This window comes from Saccharopolyspora galaxeae (assembly GCF_016526145.1).
Taxonomy (GTDB): domain Bacteria; phylum Actinomycetota; class Actinomycetes; order Mycobacteriales; family Pseudonocardiaceae; genus Saccharopolyspora_C; species Saccharopolyspora_C galaxeae.
The window spans coordinates 320,902-339,789 of the sequence record NZ_JADDUE010000008.1; the positions used below are offsets into that span (position 1 = coordinate 320,902).

The 18,888-nt window shown below is 70.4% G+C and carries 14 protein-coding genes; 6 read left to right on the forward strand and 8 right to left on the reverse strand.

Translation table 11 applies throughout. The annotated features are described in order from the left end of the window. Positions 1-87 precede the first annotated feature (87 nt). On the reverse strand, positions 88-645 hold the full coding sequence (locus INP57_RS20045) for a Chromate resistance protein ChrB (RefSeq protein ID WP_200071804.1): 558 nt from the start codon (positions 643-645) through the stop codon (positions 88-90). 434 nt (positions 646-1,079) lie between these two features. Here INP57_RS20045 and INP57_RS20050 point away from each other — a divergent pair, with 434 nt between their 5' ends. The 4 genes from INP57_RS20050 to INP57_RS20065 all read left to right on the forward strand — a co-directional run bounded on the left by INP57_RS20050 (position 1,080) and on the right by INP57_RS20065 (position 6,805). Continuing rightward, positions 1,080-2,480, forward strand: a complete 1,401-nt coding sequence (locus tag INP57_RS20050) for a PepSY-associated TM helix domain-containing protein (protein ID WP_200071805.1) — start codon at positions 1,080-1,082, stop codon at positions 2,478-2,480. A gap of 128 nt (positions 2,481-2,608) precedes the next feature. Next, complete coding sequence (locus tag INP57_RS20055) at positions 2,609-4,114, forward strand: bifunctional type I 3-dehydroquinate dehydratase/shikimate dehydrogenase (RefSeq protein WP_200071806.1); 1,506 nt, start codon at positions 2,609-2,611, stop codon at positions 4,112-4,114. 30 nt (positions 4,115-4,144) lie between these two features. Further along, positions 4,145-5,365 (forward strand): acyl-CoA dehydrogenase family protein, encoded by a 1,221-nt coding sequence (locus INP57_RS20060; RefSeq protein ID WP_200071807.1) that lies wholly within the window; start codon positions 4,145-4,147, stop codon positions 5,363-5,365. Between the two features lie 36 nt (positions 5,366-5,401). Further along, positions 5,402-6,805, forward strand: a complete 1,404-nt coding sequence (locus INP57_RS20065; protein WP_200071808.1) for an MFS transporter — start codon at positions 5,402-5,404, stop codon at positions 6,803-6,805. Between the two features lie 118 nt (positions 6,806-6,923). On the opposite strand, the gene INP57_RS20070 is transcribed toward INP57_RS20065, so the two are convergent. The 4 genes from INP57_RS20070 to INP57_RS20085 all read right to left on the reverse strand — a co-directional run bounded on the left by INP57_RS20070 (position 6,924) and on the right by INP57_RS20085 (position 10,959). Beyond that, positions 6,924-7,268: a non-heme iron oxygenase ferredoxin subunit gene (locus INP57_RS20070; protein ID WP_200071809.1), complete on the reverse strand. Its 345-nt coding sequence runs from the start codon at positions 7,266-7,268 to the stop codon at positions 6,924-6,926. 46 nt (positions 7,269-7,314) lie between these two features. Then, complete coding sequence (locus tag INP57_RS20075) at positions 7,315-7,944, reverse strand: MBL fold metallo-hydrolase (RefSeq protein ID WP_200071810.1); 630 nt, start codon at positions 7,942-7,944, stop codon at positions 7,315-7,317. After that, on the reverse strand, positions 7,944-9,026 hold the full coding sequence (locus INP57_RS20080; RefSeq protein WP_200071811.1) for an S-(hydroxymethyl)mycothiol dehydrogenase: 1,083 nt from the start codon (positions 9,024-9,026) through the stop codon (positions 7,944-7,946). Before INP57_RS20080 ends, INP57_RS20075 begins: the two co-directional genes overlap by 1 nt. A gap of 496 nt (positions 9,027-9,522) precedes the next feature. After that, positions 9,523-10,959 (reverse strand): DNA-binding protein, encoded by a 1,437-nt coding sequence (locus INP57_RS20085; RefSeq protein ID WP_200071812.1) that lies wholly within the window; start codon positions 10,957-10,959, stop codon positions 9,523-9,525. Positions 10,960-11,682: 723 nt separating this feature from the next. On the opposite strand from INP57_RS20085, the gene INP57_RS20090 reads away from it, so the two are divergent. Next, positions 11,683-13,074 carry a DNA-binding protein gene (locus INP57_RS20090; protein ID WP_200071813.1) on the forward strand — a complete coding sequence of 464 codons (1,392 nt, stop codon included), beginning with the start codon at positions 11,683-11,685 and terminating at the stop codon, positions 13,072-13,074. 113 nt (positions 13,075-13,187) lie between these two features. Here INP57_RS20090 and INP57_RS20095 read toward each other — a convergent pair whose 3' ends face one another. Further along, positions 13,188-15,833 (reverse strand): cation-translocating P-type ATPase, encoded by a 2,646-nt coding sequence (locus INP57_RS20095; RefSeq protein WP_200071814.1) that lies wholly within the window; start codon positions 15,831-15,833, stop codon positions 13,188-13,190. 378 nt (positions 15,834-16,211) lie between these two features. Beyond that, complete coding sequence (locus INP57_RS20100) at positions 16,212-17,189, reverse strand: class I fructose-bisphosphate aldolase (protein ID WP_200071815.1); 978 nt, start codon at positions 17,187-17,189, stop codon at positions 16,212-16,214. A 517-nt stretch (positions 17,190-17,706) separates the two neighbouring features. On the opposite strand from INP57_RS20100, the gene INP57_RS20105 reads away from it, so the two are divergent. Then, a complete protein-coding gene (locus INP57_RS20105; RefSeq protein WP_200071816.1) occupies positions 17,707-18,291 on the forward strand; it encodes a TetR/AcrR family transcriptional regulator in 585 nt (194 codons plus the stop codon). A gap of 22 nt (positions 18,292-18,313) precedes the next feature. On the opposite strand, the gene INP57_RS20110 is transcribed toward INP57_RS20105, so the two are convergent. Continuing rightward, positions 18,314-18,655: a LytTR family DNA-binding domain-containing protein gene (locus INP57_RS20110; protein WP_200071817.1), complete on the reverse strand. Its 342-nt coding sequence runs from the start codon at positions 18,653-18,655 to the stop codon at positions 18,314-18,316. Positions 18,656-18,888 lie beyond the last annotated feature (233 nt).

Consider the following 18,888-nt stretch of genomic DNA (forward strand, 5'->3'; position numbering starts at 1 on the left):
GGGCGCGTGCGGGCTGGCCCCGGAGCCACCGAACGCGACGCTGATCAGCGCGGTCACGTAGAACAAGTCGGCCGACGTTGCCCAGGGTCATCGACCGTCTTCGGCGAGGTAGACCTGATCGGCGAAGACGTCGAGCACCGCGGCGCAGCCCTGCAGTGCCTGCTCGGCCGCGGCCCGGCGGTCGGCTCCGAGCGAGTCGCGGAGGCGGACCTTGTCGAACCAGCCCCGGAGTTTGGCGAGGTCCTCGTCGTTCTCCTCCAGCTCGGCGTAGGTGAACTTCTCCGCGCTGGTCTCCTTGTCGATCTCGGCCCGGAATCCGCGGCACCGGTCGATGATCTCCTCGTACTCCTCGTCGCGCGCGGCGTTGTAGATCGCGGTGACCTCGGCCGCCCCGGCGAGGACGTCGCAGCGCATCAGCTGGGCGGTACCGCCCATTTCCCCGATGTCCTTGCGCAAGGACCGCAGCGAGCGTTCGTGGGAGCTCGACTCGGGCAGCACGGCGGCCGAGTTCTGCAGGTAGACCGCGCCGATGCTCTTCAGCCTCCGCCACACGCTCGCGCGCAACCGGGTCGGTTCGCGCGGGACCCGGTAGACGAGCATCAGCCACCCCGGTGCAGCCTGCTCACGATCAGCGGCGTCGGTCACGGCCACCAGCCTGCCATCGCGCGACCGGCCCCGTCATGGATCTCAGGACGGCTCGGCACTCCCCGCCCCGACTGGGCCTGCAGCGGTCCTCGCGGCCGATGGGAAAACGAAAACGACTCGGCGTTGCCGCCGAAAGCTAACCGCGGTTAGTATTCGAAGCTGACCGGTGCGGCACCGCCGACGTCCTTCCGGCCATTCTCCCGCACATTCGCGCCGATGCGCGGCAACTCCGCCCGTTCGATGGCATCGTCCGCCGGTCACGCTACGAACACCTTTCGTCCGCGGGTCGTTGATGCTCGCGGAACCGCCGGTTCAGACTGTTCGAAGCAATAGGTCAACGGGTGCGGAAAAGTTCCCGAACTACGCGTTGAATTCTGCGAATCCCGAAACCACTTCGTTTCCGCGCCCCTGATCTCGAACACCTTGGGAGTCGCATGGCAACGTCCACCACCGGCCAGCCACCCCCTCCAGAGGAGAAATCGCAGCACACCGGCTCGGTTGATGCCGTGGAACGCACGGGCGCGGCCAAGCCGCGTTCCGGGACGGCGGCACTCGCCCGCCGGGTGCACTTCTTGGCAGGTCTCGCGGTGGCGCCGTTTCTGGTCATCATGTGCCTCACCGGCCTGGCGAACGCGTTCACCCCGCAAATCGTCAACACCGTGCACGGGCAGGAATTGTTCGCCGATACCGGAACCGGCTCGCCGCGACCCGCATCGGACCAAGTCGCCGCAGCAGCAGCGGCGCATCCGGAAGGAATCGTGAAAGCGGTCATCCCGCCTCCTGAGCCGGACCGCACCACCCGCGTCGTCCTGTCGGTGCCCGGCCTACCGGACATCGACGAATTCTCCGAAGAAGACCTAACCGTATACGTCAACCCGTACACCGACCACGTCCAAGGTGAACTCACAACGGTCAAAGATCGCCCGCCCGCCCAGGTGTGGTTGCGCAACGCCCACGGCAACCTGCACCTCGGCCCACCGGGCAGGCTCTACTCCGAATTCGCGACCAGTTGGGTCCCGCTGATCGTTCTCGGCGGCCTCGTGCTGTGGCTCGGCCGACGACGCTCTCGCGGATTGCTGACTTCGTCGCGGCGCTCCACCAGCGAGCACGCGCGACTGCGGGGCTTGCACGGCTGGCTGGGCTTGTGTCTCAGCCTCGGCCTGTCGGCGCTGGCCGTTACCGGGTTCTCCCAATCCAATTTCGTGGGCGACCGGGTGGACCAGCTGCTCACGACACTCGATTCCGGCGAACCGAGCCTCGAATCCGAGAAGGTCGCCGCGCCACCGGGCGCAGCGCGGATCGACATCGACCGCGTGCTGGAAACCGCCGGTGCCGACGGCCTGCGCGGAGAACTGACCATCACAGCGCCCTCGGAACCCGGCGAGGTGTTCACCGTCGAGGAGACCGGCGAGGGCTGGCCCGTCCAGAGCGACAGCATCGCGGTACACCCCTACACCGGGCAGGTCACCGAACGCCTCGCGTTCGACGACTACCCGCTGCTGGCCAAGCTCAACGTCCTCGGCGTTCGGGCGCACGACGGAACGTTGTTCGGCATCCCCAACCAGATCGTCGTGTCCCTGGTCGCCCTCGGCACCCTGGTGCTGATCGTCCTGGCCTACCGGATGTGGTGGAGCCGTCGCCCGCGCGGCGCGTCGTGGCCGCCCGCCCCACCACCGATCTGGCGCGCTCACCCGAAAACTGCGCTGCTGGCACTGGTGACCGCTGCCGTGATCCTCGTCTGGGTGCTGCCCGTCGTCGGCACCACCCTGATCGGATTCCTCGTCACCGACATGGTCATCAACGCCGTGAAGCGTCGGCGGCGACCAAGAACCTGAAGCGAGCGTTGCACCGCGCGAGCCGACACCGCCCAGCACCGACGACCGTTCAGCCGCGTTGGAGCGGCTCGCGGTGCACCGCAACGCGCCGGAAACCGACTCCGCCGCATCCGCACCGGGAGGCGAATTTGAGACCCGATGACTCGAAATTCGAGGCCAACGACGCCTTGATCAACGCAGTGCTGACCGATCCCGCGTCTGCCACGGACATCGCATCGCACGCGGCGCGGCAGGAAGTGGGCCTGGTCGAGGTCCGTGCTGATCTCGCCGGTGACCCCGACCCGGTCCAATTGCGCGAGCGCTTCGGTGCCCGTCTGCTTTACTGCCTCCGCAGCCCCGGCCGAGGTGGCGGGCTCGACGTCGCGCCGGAGCAACGCCACGCCCGGCTGCTGTCCGCGGCCGAGCATTACGACGTGGTCGACTTGGAAGCCGAGCACGACCTGGTCCCCGAGCTGCTGGACCGGATTCCGGTGCGACGGCGCCGCATCTCGTGGCATGGAACCGCCGCGGAGCGCGACGTGCTGCACGAGCGCTTCGACCGGATGGCGGCCATCGGTGCGGAGCTCTACCTGCTCACGACGTCCGCATCGCAGCCCGAGCAGGCGCTGGTACCGCTGCGGTTCCTCGCCGACCTCGGCCGTTCGGATGTCACCGCGTTCGCGACCGGAACCGCCGGGTTCTGGAGCCGCCTGCTGGCGCCCTGGCTCGGTGCTCCCGTCGTGTTCGGCAGGTTGGACGGCGACGACGCCGAAGTCCCCACCGTCGAGCAGCTGGTCGCGGACTACGGTTTTCCCCGGCTGCGCCGGCTGAACACCGTCTGCGGCATCGTCGGCCGCTCGGTGCTGGCATCGGTCTCGCCGCGGCTGCACAACGCCGGCTACCGCGCGCTCGGCATCCCCGCGTTGTACTTGCCGTTCCAGGTGGAGGAATTCGAGCCCTTCTGGGCCGCGGCCGCCGAGTCCGGCCTGAGCGAGCTCGGCCTCCCGTTGCGCGGGGCCACCGTCGTGTCACCGCACAAGGAGGCAGCGCTCGCCACCGCAGGCACCGCCAGTGCGGCGGCGCGCAGTTCGGGTTCGGCGAACTCGCTGGTGTCGCACGGGGATTCCTGGCGCGCCGACACGTCCAACAGTCCCGCGATCAGCCTTGCCCTGGCCCGCTTCGACATTCCCGTCTCCGGCCGCAAAGCCGCCGTGCTCGGTTGCGGCGGTGCCGGACGCGCCGCCGCCCTCGCCCTCGCCGGCTGCGGCGCGGACACCGTGCTGGTCAACCGCGATCCCCGTCGCGGCCGTGCCGTCGCCGAACTGCTCGGCTTCGAGTTCACGCCCTTGGACGAGTTCCGCGCGGACGGGTATTCGCTTCTCGTGCACGCGACGCCGGTGACCGGCCGGGTGCCGTTCCGACCGGCCGAACTGCCCGACGACGCGGTCGTCGTGGACATGGTCTACGCCCCGGAGGAGACCGCGGTCAGCGCGGCCGCCCGCGAACGCGGACTCGCCGTCATCGACGGGTGGGACGTGCTGCTCGCCGACGCCGGCTGCCAGTTCCACCTCATGACCGGACAGCACATCCCCACCGAGCAGACCCGCGCGCTGCTGCGAGCGGCGCGGAAGGCCCGGCGGTCCCCGCACCGCTGACTGGCCGACATCCGACAGGAAGGACCACACGTGGACCTCGACGGGACCTTGGAAGCAACGTGGCTGCACGAACTCAGCCCTGGAAGCCGCGACGTGCTCGGACGTGTCGGCGAAGTCGCCGAGGAGTGCGCCAAGCGCGCCGACGAGCACGACCGGGCGGCGACGTTCCCCGGCCGGGACTTCGACGATCTGGCCACCGCCGGCCTGAACGCGGCCACCGTTCCCCGCGAGCACGGCGGACTGGGACTCGGCCCGCTCAACGGCGACACGCTCGCGCTGTGGCTGATGACCAAGGAGCTCGCCAGAGCCGACCTCTCACTCGGCCGATGCTGGGAAGGGCACACCAACGCGCTCGTGCTCATCCACGCGCTGGCCACCGAACAGCAACAACAGCGCTGGTTCGACGGCATCGTGCGCCGCGGCGAGAAGTGGGTCGCCTGGAGCGGGGAGCCGCAAGCCCGAAAGCCCGGTGAAAACACCCGGTTCGGCACCAGCATCACCACCGTCGAGGACGGATGGGTCCTGGACGGCACCAAGGCGTTCGCGACGAGCGCGACCGGCGCGGACTGGGCCATTCTGCTGGTGAACACCGCAGGTCCCGGAGGCGCCCGGCACGCGGACGCGCCGGCCGACGGGCTGCTCCTGCTGGCGTGCGACCTCTCCGACCCCACCGTGACCATCGACGACTCGTGGTGGGACCCGATCGGCATGCGTGCCACCGCGAGCCATCTGGTCGAGTTCGACCGGACTTTCCTGCCCGCGCAGAACCTCATCGGTGCGCCGGGCGCCTATCTGCACCAGGGCTGGCAGAGCGCCTTCACCCCGCACTACGCGGCGAGCTTCCTCGGCGCCGCCGAAGGCGCCTTCGCCTATGCGCGCGAATACCTCATCCGGCAGGACAAAACCGCCGATCCCTACATTCAACAGCGCGTCGGCTCCATGGCCGTCAACGTCGAAACCGCTCACCTCTGGCTGGCCCACGTCGCCCGGCTCTGGGACGACGGCCAGCGCACCGGAGCGCAACGCGCAGGCAACCGCGCCCGCCACTTGGTCGAGCACCTCGCGCTGCAGACGGTCGACCACTGCATCCGCGCCTGCGGGGCGCGCAGCCTGGTTCGTCCGAGCCCGGTCGAACGGATCCTGCGCGACCTCACCTTCTACGCGCGCCATGACAACGACGATCACGTCCTCGCCACGATCGGACGAGCGGCGCTCGGGCAGACCCACGATTCCTCGTTCTTCAAACCCTGATCGCGCCCGTTCGCGCGTACCTGTGCAGGAGCTCTCGTGCCGATCGCCGTCGACCGGTCCAAGTCAGCGGGGAAGGAGGGGGCAGAACCCGGGAAATCCGCCAAGCGCTACCGCAGGCGGGTGATCACCGCGGCTTCGGTGGCGTTGGCCATGACCGCGCCGGCGCAGACCGCGGCCATCTCGGTGTTCGTCGACCCGCTGAGCACGTCGCTGCACGTGTCGCGATCGGCGGTGGCCACGGCCTATTCGCTCGGCTCGCTGGTGGGTGCGCTGCTGATGCCGCTGCTGGGGCGGTTGCTCGACCGCTTCGGGCCACGCCGCGCCATGGCCACCGTCGGGTTCTGCTTCGGTGCGGTCCTGCTGGCGACCGGTGCGGTGACCGAAGTCGCCGGACTGACCGCGACTTTCGTCGGCATTCGCGTCGGCGGGCAGGCAGCGCTGAGCCTCGTGGCGACCACCGCGGTGGCCGTCTACGTGCACCAGCACAAGGGCTTCGCGACCGGTGTGGTCTCGGCGGTCGGCAGCTCTGCGATCTCGCTGGCGCCCCTGGTGCTCGAGCGGCTGATCGGCGAGTTCGGCTGGCGCACCGTGTGGCAACTGGAGGGATGCGCCGTCCTCGCGCTCACCGTGCCCGCAGCGCTGTTCGTCATGCCAAGGCGCGTGCGCACGGACGACGCGGCCGCGTCGAGCACGACCCAAGCCGGATCGGCGCACTGCGTCGCCTCCGCTTCGCCCTCCCGGGAGACCTCCGCCGACCGGACGCTTCGGCAAGCGAGCCGGACCGCGGTGTTCTGGGTCGTCATCGGCGGTTCGGGCGCATGCAGCCTGGTGACCACAGCGTTGACCTTCCACCAGGTCTCCTTGCTGGGCGAACGAGGTCTGGGCGGCTCCGAGGCGGCCGCGAACTTCGTTCCGCAGCTGCTCGCGGGATTGCTGGCGAGCTTCCTGGTCGGCTGGCTGGCCGATCACGTCAGCGACCGAGCGCTCGTCATCGCCATCATGGCGGTCCTCGCACTCGCCACGATCGGCGCCGGGTGGGTCCGTCCGGGTTGGACGGCCGTCGGGTACGGATTGGCGCTCGGCGCCTGCACTGGCGGCGTGCGCACGCTGAAGGCCGTGGTCTTCACCGATCACTTCGGCCCGGGGCATCTCGGAGCTCTGCGCGGCGCGGTGCATTCGGTCGTCATCGGCGCTTCCGCGCTCGGTCCCCTCGTTCTGGCCCTGGGCAGCGAGTGTTTCGGCTCCTATCGAGGCGCACTGGCCGTCCTGTGCGCACTGCCCGCACTGGTCGTCGCGGCGGCGTGCGGCGCAAAACCGCCGCGGCGCCCACGGCGACATCGTGTGCCGTGGGCGAAGTCGCCCGCAGCACAGCTTCGCGGATCAGCACGTCGCCGCGGGCGGCCGGCTGGATTGCGTTCCGGCGAAACGGAAAACCCTTGATGAAGTCGGTCCGGAAGCCGGCGGCTCAGCAGCACGGCGATGGGGCGCTGCCCAGCTCGCGTTAGCCGCACCCCGCGAAGGCGGCGCGGAAGTCACGCGAATTCGTCCGCCCTCGCGGTCACGCCAACGTGCCGGAGAACCAGGTCTCGATGTGCACGATGATCTCCCCCGCGATCACCTCCACTTCGTAGGTGCGCAGCCGTTTCGCCGCGGGGCCGCAGAGCGGGTCACCGGTGCGCACGTCGAACTGCGAGCGGTGCAGCGGGCACTCCACCGACATGCCTTCGAAGCGGCCCGCGCTGAGCACGGCGAAGGCGTGCGTGCACAGGTCCTCCAAGGCGTACACGGTGCCGTCGACGTTGAAGATCGCGATCGCGGGGAAGGCGATGCGCAGCTTGCGTGCCGTGCCCGGCGGGAGCTCCTGCAGGCTGCAGGCCCGCACGCGGTGAGTGGTCCATCCCATCGACCACGTCCCTCCCACGGGCGCTCGCGATCGCGAGCGCGACCGGCTAGTACCCCCTGCTGATCCACTCGTCGAGGTGCGGGCGCTCAGCGCCGATGGTCGTGGTGTCCCCGTGACCGGGATACACCACGCGCGAGTCCGGCAGCGCGAACAGCCTGTCCCGGATGGACTCGACGATGACACCAAAGTCCGAATAGGACCGACCGGTCGCCCCCGGGCCGCCGGCGAACAGCGTGTCGCCGGTGAGAACCGCGTCCAGCTGCGGAATGTCGAAGCACACCGCGCCGGGCGCGTGCCCGGGGGTGTGCAGCACGTGCAGCGCGAGTCCGGCGAAGTGGATCTCCTGGCCGTCGGCCAGGGGGCCGTCGGGTTCCCGGCTGCGGTGGATCTGCCGCCACAGCACCAGGTCGTCGGGGTTCAGCAGCAGCGGCGAGTCGGTGGCCTCGGTCAGCTGCGGAGCCACCCGCACGTGGTCGTCGTGCGCGTGGGTGGCCAGCACGGCCAGCACGCGGCGGTCGCCGATCACCTCGCGGATCGCGGCGACGTCGTGCGGGGCGTCGACGACGACGCACTCCTCGTCGTCACCGATGACCCAGACGTTGTTGTCCACCTCGAAGGTCTGCCCGTCCAGCGAGAAGGTGCCGGAGGTGATCGTGTGGTCGACGCGGGCCGCCATCAGAACACCACCACCGAGCGCAGCACCTCGCCGCGCGCCATCTTCGCGAACGCGTCCTCGACTTCGCCGAGCGCGATCTCCTCGGTCACGAACTTCTCCAGCGGCAACCTGCCCTGCTGGTACAGGTCGGCGAGCATCGGGAAGTCCCGGCTCGGCAGGCAGTCGCCGTACCAGGAGGACTTCAGCGCCCCGCCGCGACCGAAGACGTCCAGCAACGGGAGCTTGAGCTCCATGTCCGGTGTGGGAACCCCGACGAGCACGACGGTCCCGGCGAGGTCGCGGGCGTAGAACGCCTGCTGGTAGGTCTCCGGGCGGCCGACCGCGTCGATGACCACGTCTGCGCCGTTGCCACCGGTCAGCGACTTGATCTCGGAGACCGTGTCGCCCTCGGCGGCGTTCACGGTGTGCGTCGCGCCGAATTCCTCAGCCCACTTCAGCTTCGTCGGATCGGTGTCCACGGCGATGATCCGAGCCGCCCCGGCCAGCCGGGCACCCGCGATCGAGCCGTCCCCGACACCCCCGCAGCCGATCACGGCCACCGAGTCGCCGCGGGAGACGCCGCCGGTGTTGACCGCCGCGCCGATCCCGGCCATCACGCCGCAGCCGAGCAGCGAGACCACGGCGGGCCGGGCCGCCGGGTCGACCTTCGTGCACTGCCCCGCGTGCACCAGCGTGCGCTCGGTGAACGCCCCGATGCCCAGCGCGGGCGAGAGCGGCGTGCCGTCCTCGAGGGTCATGGACTGCTCGGCGTTACCGGTGTCGAAGCAGTACTGCGGGCGCCCGCGCGCGCAGGCGCGGCACTCACCGCAGACCGCGCGCCAGTTGAGCACCACGAACTCGCCCTCAGCGATCTCGGTGACGTCAGGGCCGGTGGCCTCGACGATCCCGGCGGCCTCGTGGCCGAGCAGGAACGGGAAGTCGTCGTTGATCCCGCCCTCGCGGTAGTGCAGATCGGTGTGGCAGACCCCGCACGCCTGCACCCGGACCAGGACCTCACCCGGCCCTGGCTCGGGCACGTCGATCGGCACCACCTCGACCGGCTTTCCACGACCAGGTGCCACCACGGCACGCGACTTGATCATCCGCAGTCCCTTCGAGAAGAACTCCACCGTCCTGCGCGGCGACCCCCGGCTCTTCGCCGTTGCACGCACGACCCTTCCGGCGAAGCCCGCGAAGACCTCGCCCACGGCGCTGAACCGCACTGCGGGAGTTCGGGGGCCGTCCCGCGCCGATGGCCGCGGCGAAATCGACCGCGTAGCGGACATCGGAAAGCGCTGTCGCGCGCCGCCCGGCCCTGCGTCAGGTCGTCCGCGTCCGCGCGGTCATCCCGGGCCACCTCGTTGCTCACCTCCCGGCCGACGCCGCGCGCGAATCGTTCCCGCGGCATCGGCCCGCTCGGCCGCCCACGCGCACGGCGGGTCGTTCAACGGGAACGGTCCGGACCGAATTCGCTGCGCGGTCGGCGCAAATGCGGTGTTGCCGAGGAAAAGCCTGTGCGACGCAAGGAGGTGGGACAACCGATCTCCAACCACCGGAGAGAGATCGTGAACGAACGGCGGCGGCACCGCGACGAGCGGATCAGAGGCCGAGCAGCCGCCGGATCTCCGGTGCGTGCCGCCGCGAAACGGGCACCAGCTCGTGCGAGCGGGGCTCGGTGATCAGCACGAGTTCGCCCTTCACACCGCGCTCCAGCTCGGCGACCCGGCGCAGGTTGGCCACGAAGCGCCGGTGCACCCGCCGGAAGCCGTGCGGGGTCAGCAGTTCCTCGACGTTGTCCAGGCCGCGAGTGGCCGCCTGGATGCGCCCCCGGTCGGTGCCCAGCCACACGATGTTGCGATCGGCCTCGGCGTAGCGGATCTCCGCGGGCGCCAGCAGCACCAGCCGGTCGTTGCGGATGCCGATCACCCGCCGCGGCAGCGAAACAGCCGCCGACTGGGCGGTGTTCTCGTAAGGCTCGCCCTCCTGCATCCCGAACGCGCAGAACATGCCCACCACGTGGTTGGCGTCTACCACGGGGCGCAACGTGACCGGGATCGGGTTCTCGCCCGGGCACACCGACAACCAGGCGTAACCGCTCCACTGCGGCCGCTCCACCGCCCGGCTGGTCGCCCAGCGCACGACCTCGGTGAACTCCGGGATGTCCGGCTGCCAGCGGTCGGCAGGCTCGACCACACCGCTGATCACCGGGCTGCCGGTGGTCAGCCGCAGCAACGAGGCGGCCGCGTGATTGGCCGCGACGACGTTGCCGCCGCGATCGATGGCCATGACCGCGCCGCTGTCCTGCGCGGCCTCGGCGTTGAACTCGGCGAGCACGCTCTTGGACTCGGACAGCGCGCGCCGGTAGATCTCCTGCTCCACGCTCGCGGCCGCCTGCGTCAGCCATTCCGGGACCCGCTCGGACATCGGCGCGTTCCACCGGGAGATGTTGATCGCGGCGACCGGCGAGCCGGTGACCACGTCGCGGATCGAGATGCCCGCGCAGGCCCACTGGTGGAAGCCCTCGCACCAGTGCTCCGGTCCGGTGACGGTCACCGGCCCCGAAACCTCGAAGGAGGTGCCCATCCCGTTGGTGCCGGTGCACTGCTCCGACCAGGACGACCAGGGGGCCATGTTGGCCGATTCGGCCCGCTTGCGGGTGCTCGGGTCGCCCCAGGAGCCCAGGATCCGGCCTGCTCCGTCGGTCACCGCCACGACACCGCCGTCGAACTCGACCTCGCGGCCGGCCAGCGCGCCAAGGCCACCGAGCTTCGCGAAGATCACGTCGTTGTCCAGCCGGTGGTCGTTATAACCGGGGGCGTCGGGCGCGACGTGCAGCGTGGGGTCGACTTCGTACCGGTCCCGGCAGCGGTACCAGGAGGCGAGGATCTCCGGGCGCACGCCCTGCTCGACGTCCTCGCCCGTCGCGAAGCTCTCCCACGCCCGCGCGACCCGGCTCGAGGTGGCCACCAGGGAATCGGCCCCGTTGCTGCCGGAACAGCTCGGAACGATCTCCAGAGGTGGCACTCTCCCGGTCATCGCGACCTCCTCGTCGCTCGAAGGGCGGTACCCGCACAGAATCTATCAGTGATAGCAGTCACAATGTAGCATTCGGAATGCCACTGATTCAAGACATGCGAGCTTTGCGCGACCGATCCATCGCACCGGCCGGGACTCCGGCGATCTCCTCTTTATCGTTGAAAAAGGCGTGTCCTCGCCCTCGATGCCGGACGACAGGATGCCGTGCGTTTTCCGCCGTGCCAACGGATCGACGACGAACGGTGGGCGATCACGGACGAACGGTCGCCGCCGGCTGATGAGCGGGCGAATACTTCGCGAGCGGTACCGCGCCCGCAACGACGGGAGTCGCCGCCAAAACCGCCGGAAATCCCGGGCACAACCAATTACCGCCCCGGCTCGCCGCGCATTTCAATGGTTTTACTGCCGAGCCCGGACTCCCTGAACGAACCTGCCGCCCGGACGCTTTTACGAGTTTCCGCGCGTGGTGCTCGCCCAACGCGCGCCAGCAGCGGGCGGGCAGTGCACTCGGGGTCGCTTCGACGCGACCTTCGCCGCCGCTGATGCGCGATCCGGGACCGTTCATCACCGCTCGGCCACCGCTCGTGCGAGGTTCGGGCGCGGTTGTCCCAGCCTGCTGGCACTCGCCTCGCTCGGCGTCTTAGCTTGCGATCTCGCGGTGGTCATCCTCCGGCGCGGGATCCGGGCCACCGGTCGGCTCGGTGCGACCAAAGGCGGTCTTGTATGGCGGAAGTGCACCGGCTCGCACCGATCTCCCGGACTCCGGGGAAGTCGACGGTCTACGGGGCGTGGGAGCGCTTCGTGCGGGGTGCGGACGACGTCCGCGGCGTGCGGCCGGAGGTGCTCGTCTCCTGGCTCCGCTGCCGGGACCGATACCGGGTCGATCCGAACATCACCGAGGCGCCGGTCGCGGTCGCCGAGGTCGACCACCCGCTCGAGCACGACGTGGTCTTCGCCGAACTCGGGTTCCGCGCGGCCACCGTGGCCCACGAAGTGAGCAATGCGGGCGGGGTCGTGACCGTCACCGACGCCACCGGCCGGATATTGGCCGAGTGGGGCGATCAGCGCACCCGCGATCGCGCCGCGCAGGCGAACCTCGCGCCGTGGTTCTCCTGGGCGGAGGGTTCCACCGGCACCAATGGCATGGGCACCGCGCTGGAGTCGCATGCGCCGGTGGTGGTCCGGGGCGCGGAGCACTGGTGCCAGGCCTTCCACGACTGGAACTGCGCGGGCGTGGCGGTGCGCGACGTGGTGACCAGCGAACCCATCGCCGCGCTCAACATCTCCTGCTGGCGCAACGAACTTCCCGACGCGGCGGGCGCTTGGTTGTCCAACGCCGCCACCCGGACCCGGTCGACCCTGCGCAAGCGCGCCCAGGACGGCTGCGCCGAGCTGATCGCCGCTTACAACCATGCGCGTGCCCGGGCGGGTGTGTCGTTGGCGGCGTTGGACCCGGCCGGGCAGGTGGTGATCGCCGACGATCGCGCGAGCGTCCTGTTAGGCGTGCCGGGTTCGACCCCCGCGACCGACCCGGCCGCGCGCTGGAACCCCGGATTACCCGAACTGGTCCGGGTCGCCCGCTACGCCGCCGGACAAGCCGCGCACAACCCCGACTGGGTCGGCTCCACCCAGATCTTCACCCACCTCGCCGACGAACCCACACCGATCAACATCCGGCCCGTCTTCCTCGCCGGACACCTCGTCGGCACCCTCGTCGAACTCGGGGTGTCCGACGCCGAACAGCTCCCGCGCGCGGAAGGCGGCGGCAACCAGGGATCACCACCCCGGATCGTGGCGATGCGGGACAGCCGCTTGGTGCTGCTGCGCCACCCGGAGATCTCCTTCGCCGAATCCGAGGGCAACGACGTGTGGCTGACCACCGACCAAGGCCGACTGCGAGCCGCCTCGGGCAGCTTGGACAAGCTCGAGAGCGAACAGGGCGGAGCCGGGTTCCTGCGCGTGCACCGCCGCTACGTGGTCAACATCGGCCGCGTCCGCGAGGTCGAACGCCGCTTCAAGGGCGAGATGCTGCTGGTGATGGACGACGAGCAGAGCACGATGGTGCCGGTATCCCGGCGGAACGCCCCAGCGGTGCGCCGGGAACTGGACCTCTGATCGCAAGCATGAGCTCGCCGACGGGCTAGCCGCCGGGATCAGCGCGGCGCTCGACCGGGCGCAGCGCAGCGGAAGACGCGCTTCCTGCGCGCCCGTCCGGCAGCGATCGGGGCTCAGCGCCGGTGGCGCAGCTTCGCCAGGTCGATCCACGCCACCGCGAGGATCGGTACCAGCACCGCCGCGAGCCATTGACCGGCGGTCAACGCGGTCAGGTTCAGCGCGTCGCGCACCGCGGGCACGACCGTGATCAACGCCAGCCACGCGGCGGTGCCCAGCGTCCAGAGCGGCAGGAAGCCGTTGGAGCGCAGCCCCGAGCGCACCAGCGGGGTCCGCTCCGAGCGCATCACCCAGGCCAGTGCCAGGTAACCGACCATCCAGCCGGTGAACGCGAGCGTCTGCGCGGTGGCGATCGGCGCGCCGCTCCAGACCGCCCCGAGGTAGATCGAGATGACGGCGAGGAACAACGTGGCACCGCAGGTGAAGATCGCGGTGATCAGCGGCCGGTCCAGGAACGGGCGCCGGGGGTCGCGCGGCGCCCGTCGCATGGTGTCGTTCTCGGCGGGTTCGGCGGCGAAGGTGGCGCTGCCCGCGATGTCCATGAACATCTCCAGCACCACGATCTGGATCGGGGTGAACGGCACCGGCAGCCCCAGCGCGACGCCGCCGGCCGCGGTGGCGATGAGCCCGACCTTGCAGGCCAGGTAGTAGCGCACGCCCTTGCGCAGGTTGTCGAACAGCTGCCTGCCCTCGCGCACCGCGCGGGTGGTGGTGGCGAAGTCGTCGTCGGCCAGCACCAGGTCGGCCACCTCGCGGGCGACGTCCGTGCCGCCGGCGCCCATCGCGATGCCCACGTCGGCCTGGGCGAGGGCCGGTGTGTCGTTGACGCCGTCGCCGGTGACCGCGACGATCTCCCGGCGCGCGTGCAGCGCGCGCACCAGCCGCAGCTTGTGCTCCGGGATGGTGCGCGCGAACAGCGAGGTCGCCGAGGCCGCCGCGGCGAGCTCGTCGTCATCGAGCTGGTCGATTCGCGGTCCGGTGAGCAGCGATCCGGTGCCGTCGATCCCGATCTCCGCGGCGATGGCCCGCGCGGTGCCCGGGTGGTCGCCGGTGATCATCACGACCCGGATGCCCGCCCGGCGCAGATCGCGCACCGCGTCGGCGACCCCGGGCCGTGCCGGGTCGGTCAGCCCGGCGAACCCGGTCAGCACCAGCCCGGTCTCGGCTTCGTCGCGGTCGATAGCGCCGCCGGGCACCTCGCGCGTGGCCACCGCGATCACCCGGATCCCCTTCGCGGCCATCCGGTCGACCTGAGCGCGCAGGCGGTTCCGGTCGTCCTCGGTGAGCGGCTCGGCGCGTCCCGCGACCAGCCGGCTCGAGCACCGGCCGAGCACGGCCTCGGGCGCGCCCTTGGCGATCAGCAGCGGCCCGTCGTCACAGCGGTGCACCGCGGACATGATCTTCCGTCCGGCGTCGAAGGGGTGCTCGGCCAGCAGCTCGCCGGAGACGCCACCGGGCTGGCCGGGCAGCAGACCGTACCGGTGGGCGGCTTCCAGCAGCGCGACGTCGGTCGGGTCGCCGAGGACGTGCGCGGTGTCGTCCCGGTGCACCACGGTCGCGTCGGTGCAGCCCGCGGCGAGCGCGAGCAGCCACCGCTGCGCGTCGTCGGGATCGCCGTCCTCTTCGCCGACCTGACCGTCGACCTCGCCGGTGGCCAGGTGCGCCAGGATCATCCGGTTCTCGGTGACGGTGCCGGTCTTGTCGGTGGCTACGACGGTGATGGTGCCGAGGGCTTCGGCCGCCCGCAGTTGCTTGACCACCACGTTGCGGCGGGACAGCCGGTAGGCGCCCAGCCCGAGCACCATGCTGATGACGATCGGGAGTTCTTCGGGGATGGTGGCGAAGGCGAGGGTGAGACCGGTCAGGATCATCTCCCGCCAGGGTTGCCCGCCGAGCAGCCCGACCACCGGCACCAGCACGCTGAACCCCAGAGCCAGCCAGGCCAGCCAGCGGGCCAGCTCGCGCATGGCCTGCTGCAACGCCGTGCGCGGCGGCTTCGCCTCGATGACCAGCCCGGTGATCCGCCCGAGCTCGGTGTCCATGGCGGTGCTCAGCACGACCGCGCGGGCGCGACCGGCGACCACGGTCGTCCCGGCGAAGACCAGGTTGGATCGCTGCGCGAGCGGCGCGTCGAAGGCGAGCACCGCACCGGCGTCCTTGTCCGCGGGCACCGGCTCCCCGGTGAGCGCGGATTCGTCGACCCGCAGCCCGGCGGATTCGATCAGCCGGGCGTCGGCGGCCAGCCGTTCTCCCGCGCGCAGCACGAGCACGTCGCCGGGCACCAGGTCCTCGGTAGGCACGTAGCGGACCGCGCCCTCGCGCAGCGCGGGCGCGGTGGGTGCGGACAGCTTGCTCAGCGATGCGATGGCGGCCTTGGCCCGGTACTCGGTGAACACCTCCACAAGCACGACCGCGGCGATCACCAGCACGATCGCCGCGGTGTCCGCGGGCTCTCCCCACAGGCCGTAGAGCACGGCGACCGCGAGCAGCAGCAGGATCATCGGCTCGGTGCTCTCTTCGCGCAGCACCCGCCAGAACGTCACCTGCCGCGGCTTGACCCGCCGGTTCGGTCCGAAGCGCGCCAGTCTGCTCGCGGCCTCCTGCTCGCCGAGGCCGTTTGCAGGCTCGACCCCGAGCCGTTCGAGGACCTCTTCGGACGTAGCCGCGTGCCCGTGCTCGACCACGGGTGACGGCGCGCTCACCGGCGCGTTCCGTCCAGCTGGGACATGCGGGAAAGTGTTGCATCGCCGCGCCGCCCGGTCCGCACCGGACGGATGCGCCTTCTCCGCCGAGCGGCGCACGGCGTCAGCCGGATCTCGGTCGCGGTGGGCGCTCGCACCGGCTCCCCCGGCAACGGCATGGCCATGCGCTCGCCGACGCGCAGCAGGCTCGCGGTCTCCGCGGCAGGTCGTCGCGATCGTCCTCGACCGGACACCGCGGGGCGCGAGCGCGGCTCAACGCCGCGTCGCCGGTGCTCGTTCCGCGAGATCTCCATGGTGCCCTCCGGGACGCTCGGCCGACCGCGGCACCGACCGCACGGGACCTCGCCGGTGCGGTCGGTGCTCGTCCTGCTTCCGCGCTCAGCGAGCCGCGGCGTTCGCGACCGCGCGCACCGACAGCGCCCGCTGGGCGGCCTCCCAATTGGCTGGATCGCCGCGCCAGGACTCGAGCGCGGGGCCGACCAGCGCCCGGCCGAACGAGTAGGTGAGTTCCCAGGGCAACGAGCCGCAGTTCTGCATGGCCCCGAGGTGCCTGGTCGCGGTCTCCGGGGTCTGCCCGCCGGACAGGAAGGCGATGCCGGGCACCGTCGGAGGCACCGTCTCGCGCAGGGTCTCCACCGTGGTCCGCGCGGCCTCGTCCACGCCGGGCTGCTCCGGGCAGTCCTTGCCGGCGACCACCATGTTCGGCTTGAGGACCATGCCGTCGAAGTCGACCTGCATGAGGGCGAGCTCGTCGAACAGCGACCGCAGCACCACCCGGGTCACCTGCTGGCACCGGGCCAGCGAGTGGGAGCCGTCCATCAGCACCTCGGGTTCCACGATCGGCACCAGGCCGCCTTCCTGGCAGAGCCCCGCGTACCGCGCCAGCGCGTGCACGTTGGCGCGAACCGCGCGTTCCGAAGGGAGGCCGTCCCCGATGTCGAACACCGCGCGCCACTTGGCGAAGGTCGCCCCGCGGCCCACGTACTCCGCGACCCGTTCGCGCAGCCCGTCGAGTCCTTCGGTGACCTTCTCCCCCGCGGCCCCCGCCAACGGCTTGGCGCCGGTGTCGACCTTGATGCCCGGGTGGATCCCCATGGCCGTCAGCGCCTCGGGGAAGGTGCGCCCGTCGGACAGCCGCTGGCGCAGCGTGTCGTCGGCGAGGATGACCCCGCTGATCGAATCGACCAGATCGGGAGTGGTGACGATCAATTCGCGGTAGACCCGCCGTTTCTCGTCCGCGGCCTCCACCCCGACGCTTTTCAGCCGGGCGGACATGGTTCCGATGCTCTCGTCGGCGGCGAGCACTCCGCGCCGATTGGAAACCAGGGTGTTCGCTACTTCGGCCAAGCTGGACATTTGTCGTTACGCCTCCTAGCGCGCCGTGTTTCAACCGGCTGACCGGTTCGGAATATCGCACCATAAACGATCGGGCGACGGCCGCCGTTGCCGGTGCCGGGTGCTCCCGGTCAGGACCGCGAGATTCGGACGGTCGCCCGCAGTCCGGGCGCCGACCGGGCCGGGCGCCGACGGACCCGAGGCGACCGCTTCCCGCCATGCATCCCTTCCTCTTCCTGCGGTTTCACCGCAGGAAGGACGCATACCGAGTAGCCAGGCTGCACGGATCTGTACGTCCGGTCAACGCATTCCGCACGAAGCGGTGCTCCGGCGCCACGAACGGTCCGGAAAACGCGCCAAGTGGATTCGCGGAGCACTCGCGCGAACCCGCAGCGACGTCGTCCCCGGAATTCGCCGACCGACACCTCGGAACGGCTCCGGAACCCATTGCACGGCCCCCGCGGTACGGGTATTCTGAATCGGCTCGACCAAAAGTTACCGGCTTTTGAATCCGATCAGGGGTGCATCTGTGTCACCGATGGAGCGCACCGAAACCAAGCGGGAACTCATCATCGAGGAAGCCTCCCGGATGATGTACGAGCGTGGCACCGGAGTGGGGGTGGATACGCTCGTCAGCGAGATCGGCGTCGCGAAGATGACGCTCTACAAGCACTTCCCGACCAAGACGGACCTCATCGTCGCGTGCTTGGAGCACATGGACGACTGCCACCGGGCGCGGCTGAGCGGGGACATCGACTGGACCTCGTCGCCCAGGCAGCGACTGCTGTCGGTCTTCGACGCCCTCCGCGTCTGGTTCGCCACGCCGTCGTTCCGCGGGTGCGCCTTCGTCAACGCGACCGTCGAGCTCGCCGACACCGCTCCGCAGGTGCGCAACGCGGTGCGCGAGCACAAGAACGCGATGCGCGCGTGGGTGGTCAAACTCGTCGAGGAGTGCGGGCTGCCGGACAAGCAGTTCGTCGCGAGCCAGCTCGCCCAGCTCATGGAGGGGGCGACCACGACGGCACTGCTCGAGCGGGATCCCGCGGCGGCCGACATCGCGCAGGCCACGGCCCTGCAGGTGCTGGACAAGGCCAAGGAGGCGAAGTCCGCCCGTTCGCTGTGAGGGCATCCCGACGCACCAGCGTTCAGAGCCCCAGCGCTTCGGTGACGAACTTCGCCCGACGACGGGAAACCGGGACGACCCCGCTGTAGTTCTCGACGGTGAGCTCGAGCTCCCCGCCGTCCTTGCGCTCCACTTCGCGCACCCGGCTGAGGTTCACCAGGTAGCTCCGGTGCACTCGCACGAAGCCGCATTCCGCGTACTTGTCATCGATGTTGTCGATCCCGTCGATCGCGCACCGGAAGCGTCCGAGATCGGTCCGGAGCCAGACGGCCCTGCCGATGGCCTCGGCCACGATCACCTCGGCGATGTCGAACAGGACCTGCCGCTCCCCTTTGATCCCGACAACACGTCGCGTCGACCCCATGGGTCCTCCCATAGCACCGTCTCGGAAGCCGTTTCGCCTCGCCTGGCTCCGTCCAGGTAGTACTGGTCTGTCCGGCAGCGGCTTTCCCGCGCTGCCCGCCAGGTTCCGGCGGTCGGCCGGTCTCCACCGCGCTGCCGCCTGCTCCGTCGCCGGCTCCGCCGAGTGCGCGGCCCCGGATTCCGGCGCCGTCCGCGGGCCCGCGAGGTAGGAGTCATGACCAGGACGTCCGGGCG

Excerpts from the sequence above, each read along its gene's own strand:
- INP57_RS20070 (WP_200071809.1), bottom strand. The coding sequence starts at position 7,268 with ATGGGATGGACCACTCACCGCGTGCGGGCCTGCAGCCTGCAGGAGCTC.
- INP57_RS20100 (WP_200071815.1), bottom strand. The coding sequence starts at position 17,189 with ATGTCCAGCTTGGCCGAAGTAGCGAACACCCTGGTTTCCAATCGGCGC.
- INP57_RS20110 (WP_200071817.1), bottom strand. The coding sequence starts at position 18,655 with ATGGGGTCGACGCGACGTGTTGTCGGGATCAAAGGGGAGCGGCAGGTC.
- INP57_RS20075 (WP_200071810.1), bottom strand. The coding sequence starts at position 7,944 with ATGGCGGCCCGCGTCGACCACACGATCACCTCCGGCACCTTCTCGCTG.
- INP57_RS20085 (WP_200071812.1), bottom strand. The coding sequence starts at position 10,959 with ATGACCGGGAGAGTGCCACCTCTGGAGATCGTTCCGAGCTGTTCCGGC.
- INP57_RS20080 (WP_200071811.1), bottom strand. The coding sequence starts at position 9,026 with ATGATCAAGTCGCGTGCCGTGGTGGCACCTGGTCGTGGAAAGCCGGTC.
- INP57_RS20050 (WP_200071805.1), top strand. The coding sequence starts at position 1,080 with ATGGCAACGTCCACCACCGGCCAGCCACCCCCTCCAGAGGAGAAATCG.
- INP57_RS20090 (WP_200071813.1), top strand. The coding sequence starts at position 11,683 with ATGGCGGAAGTGCACCGGCTCGCACCGATCTCCCGGACTCCGGGGAAG.
- INP57_RS20105 (WP_200071816.1), top strand. The coding sequence starts at position 17,707 with ATGGAGCGCACCGAAACCAAGCGGGAACTCATCATCGAGGAAGCCTCC.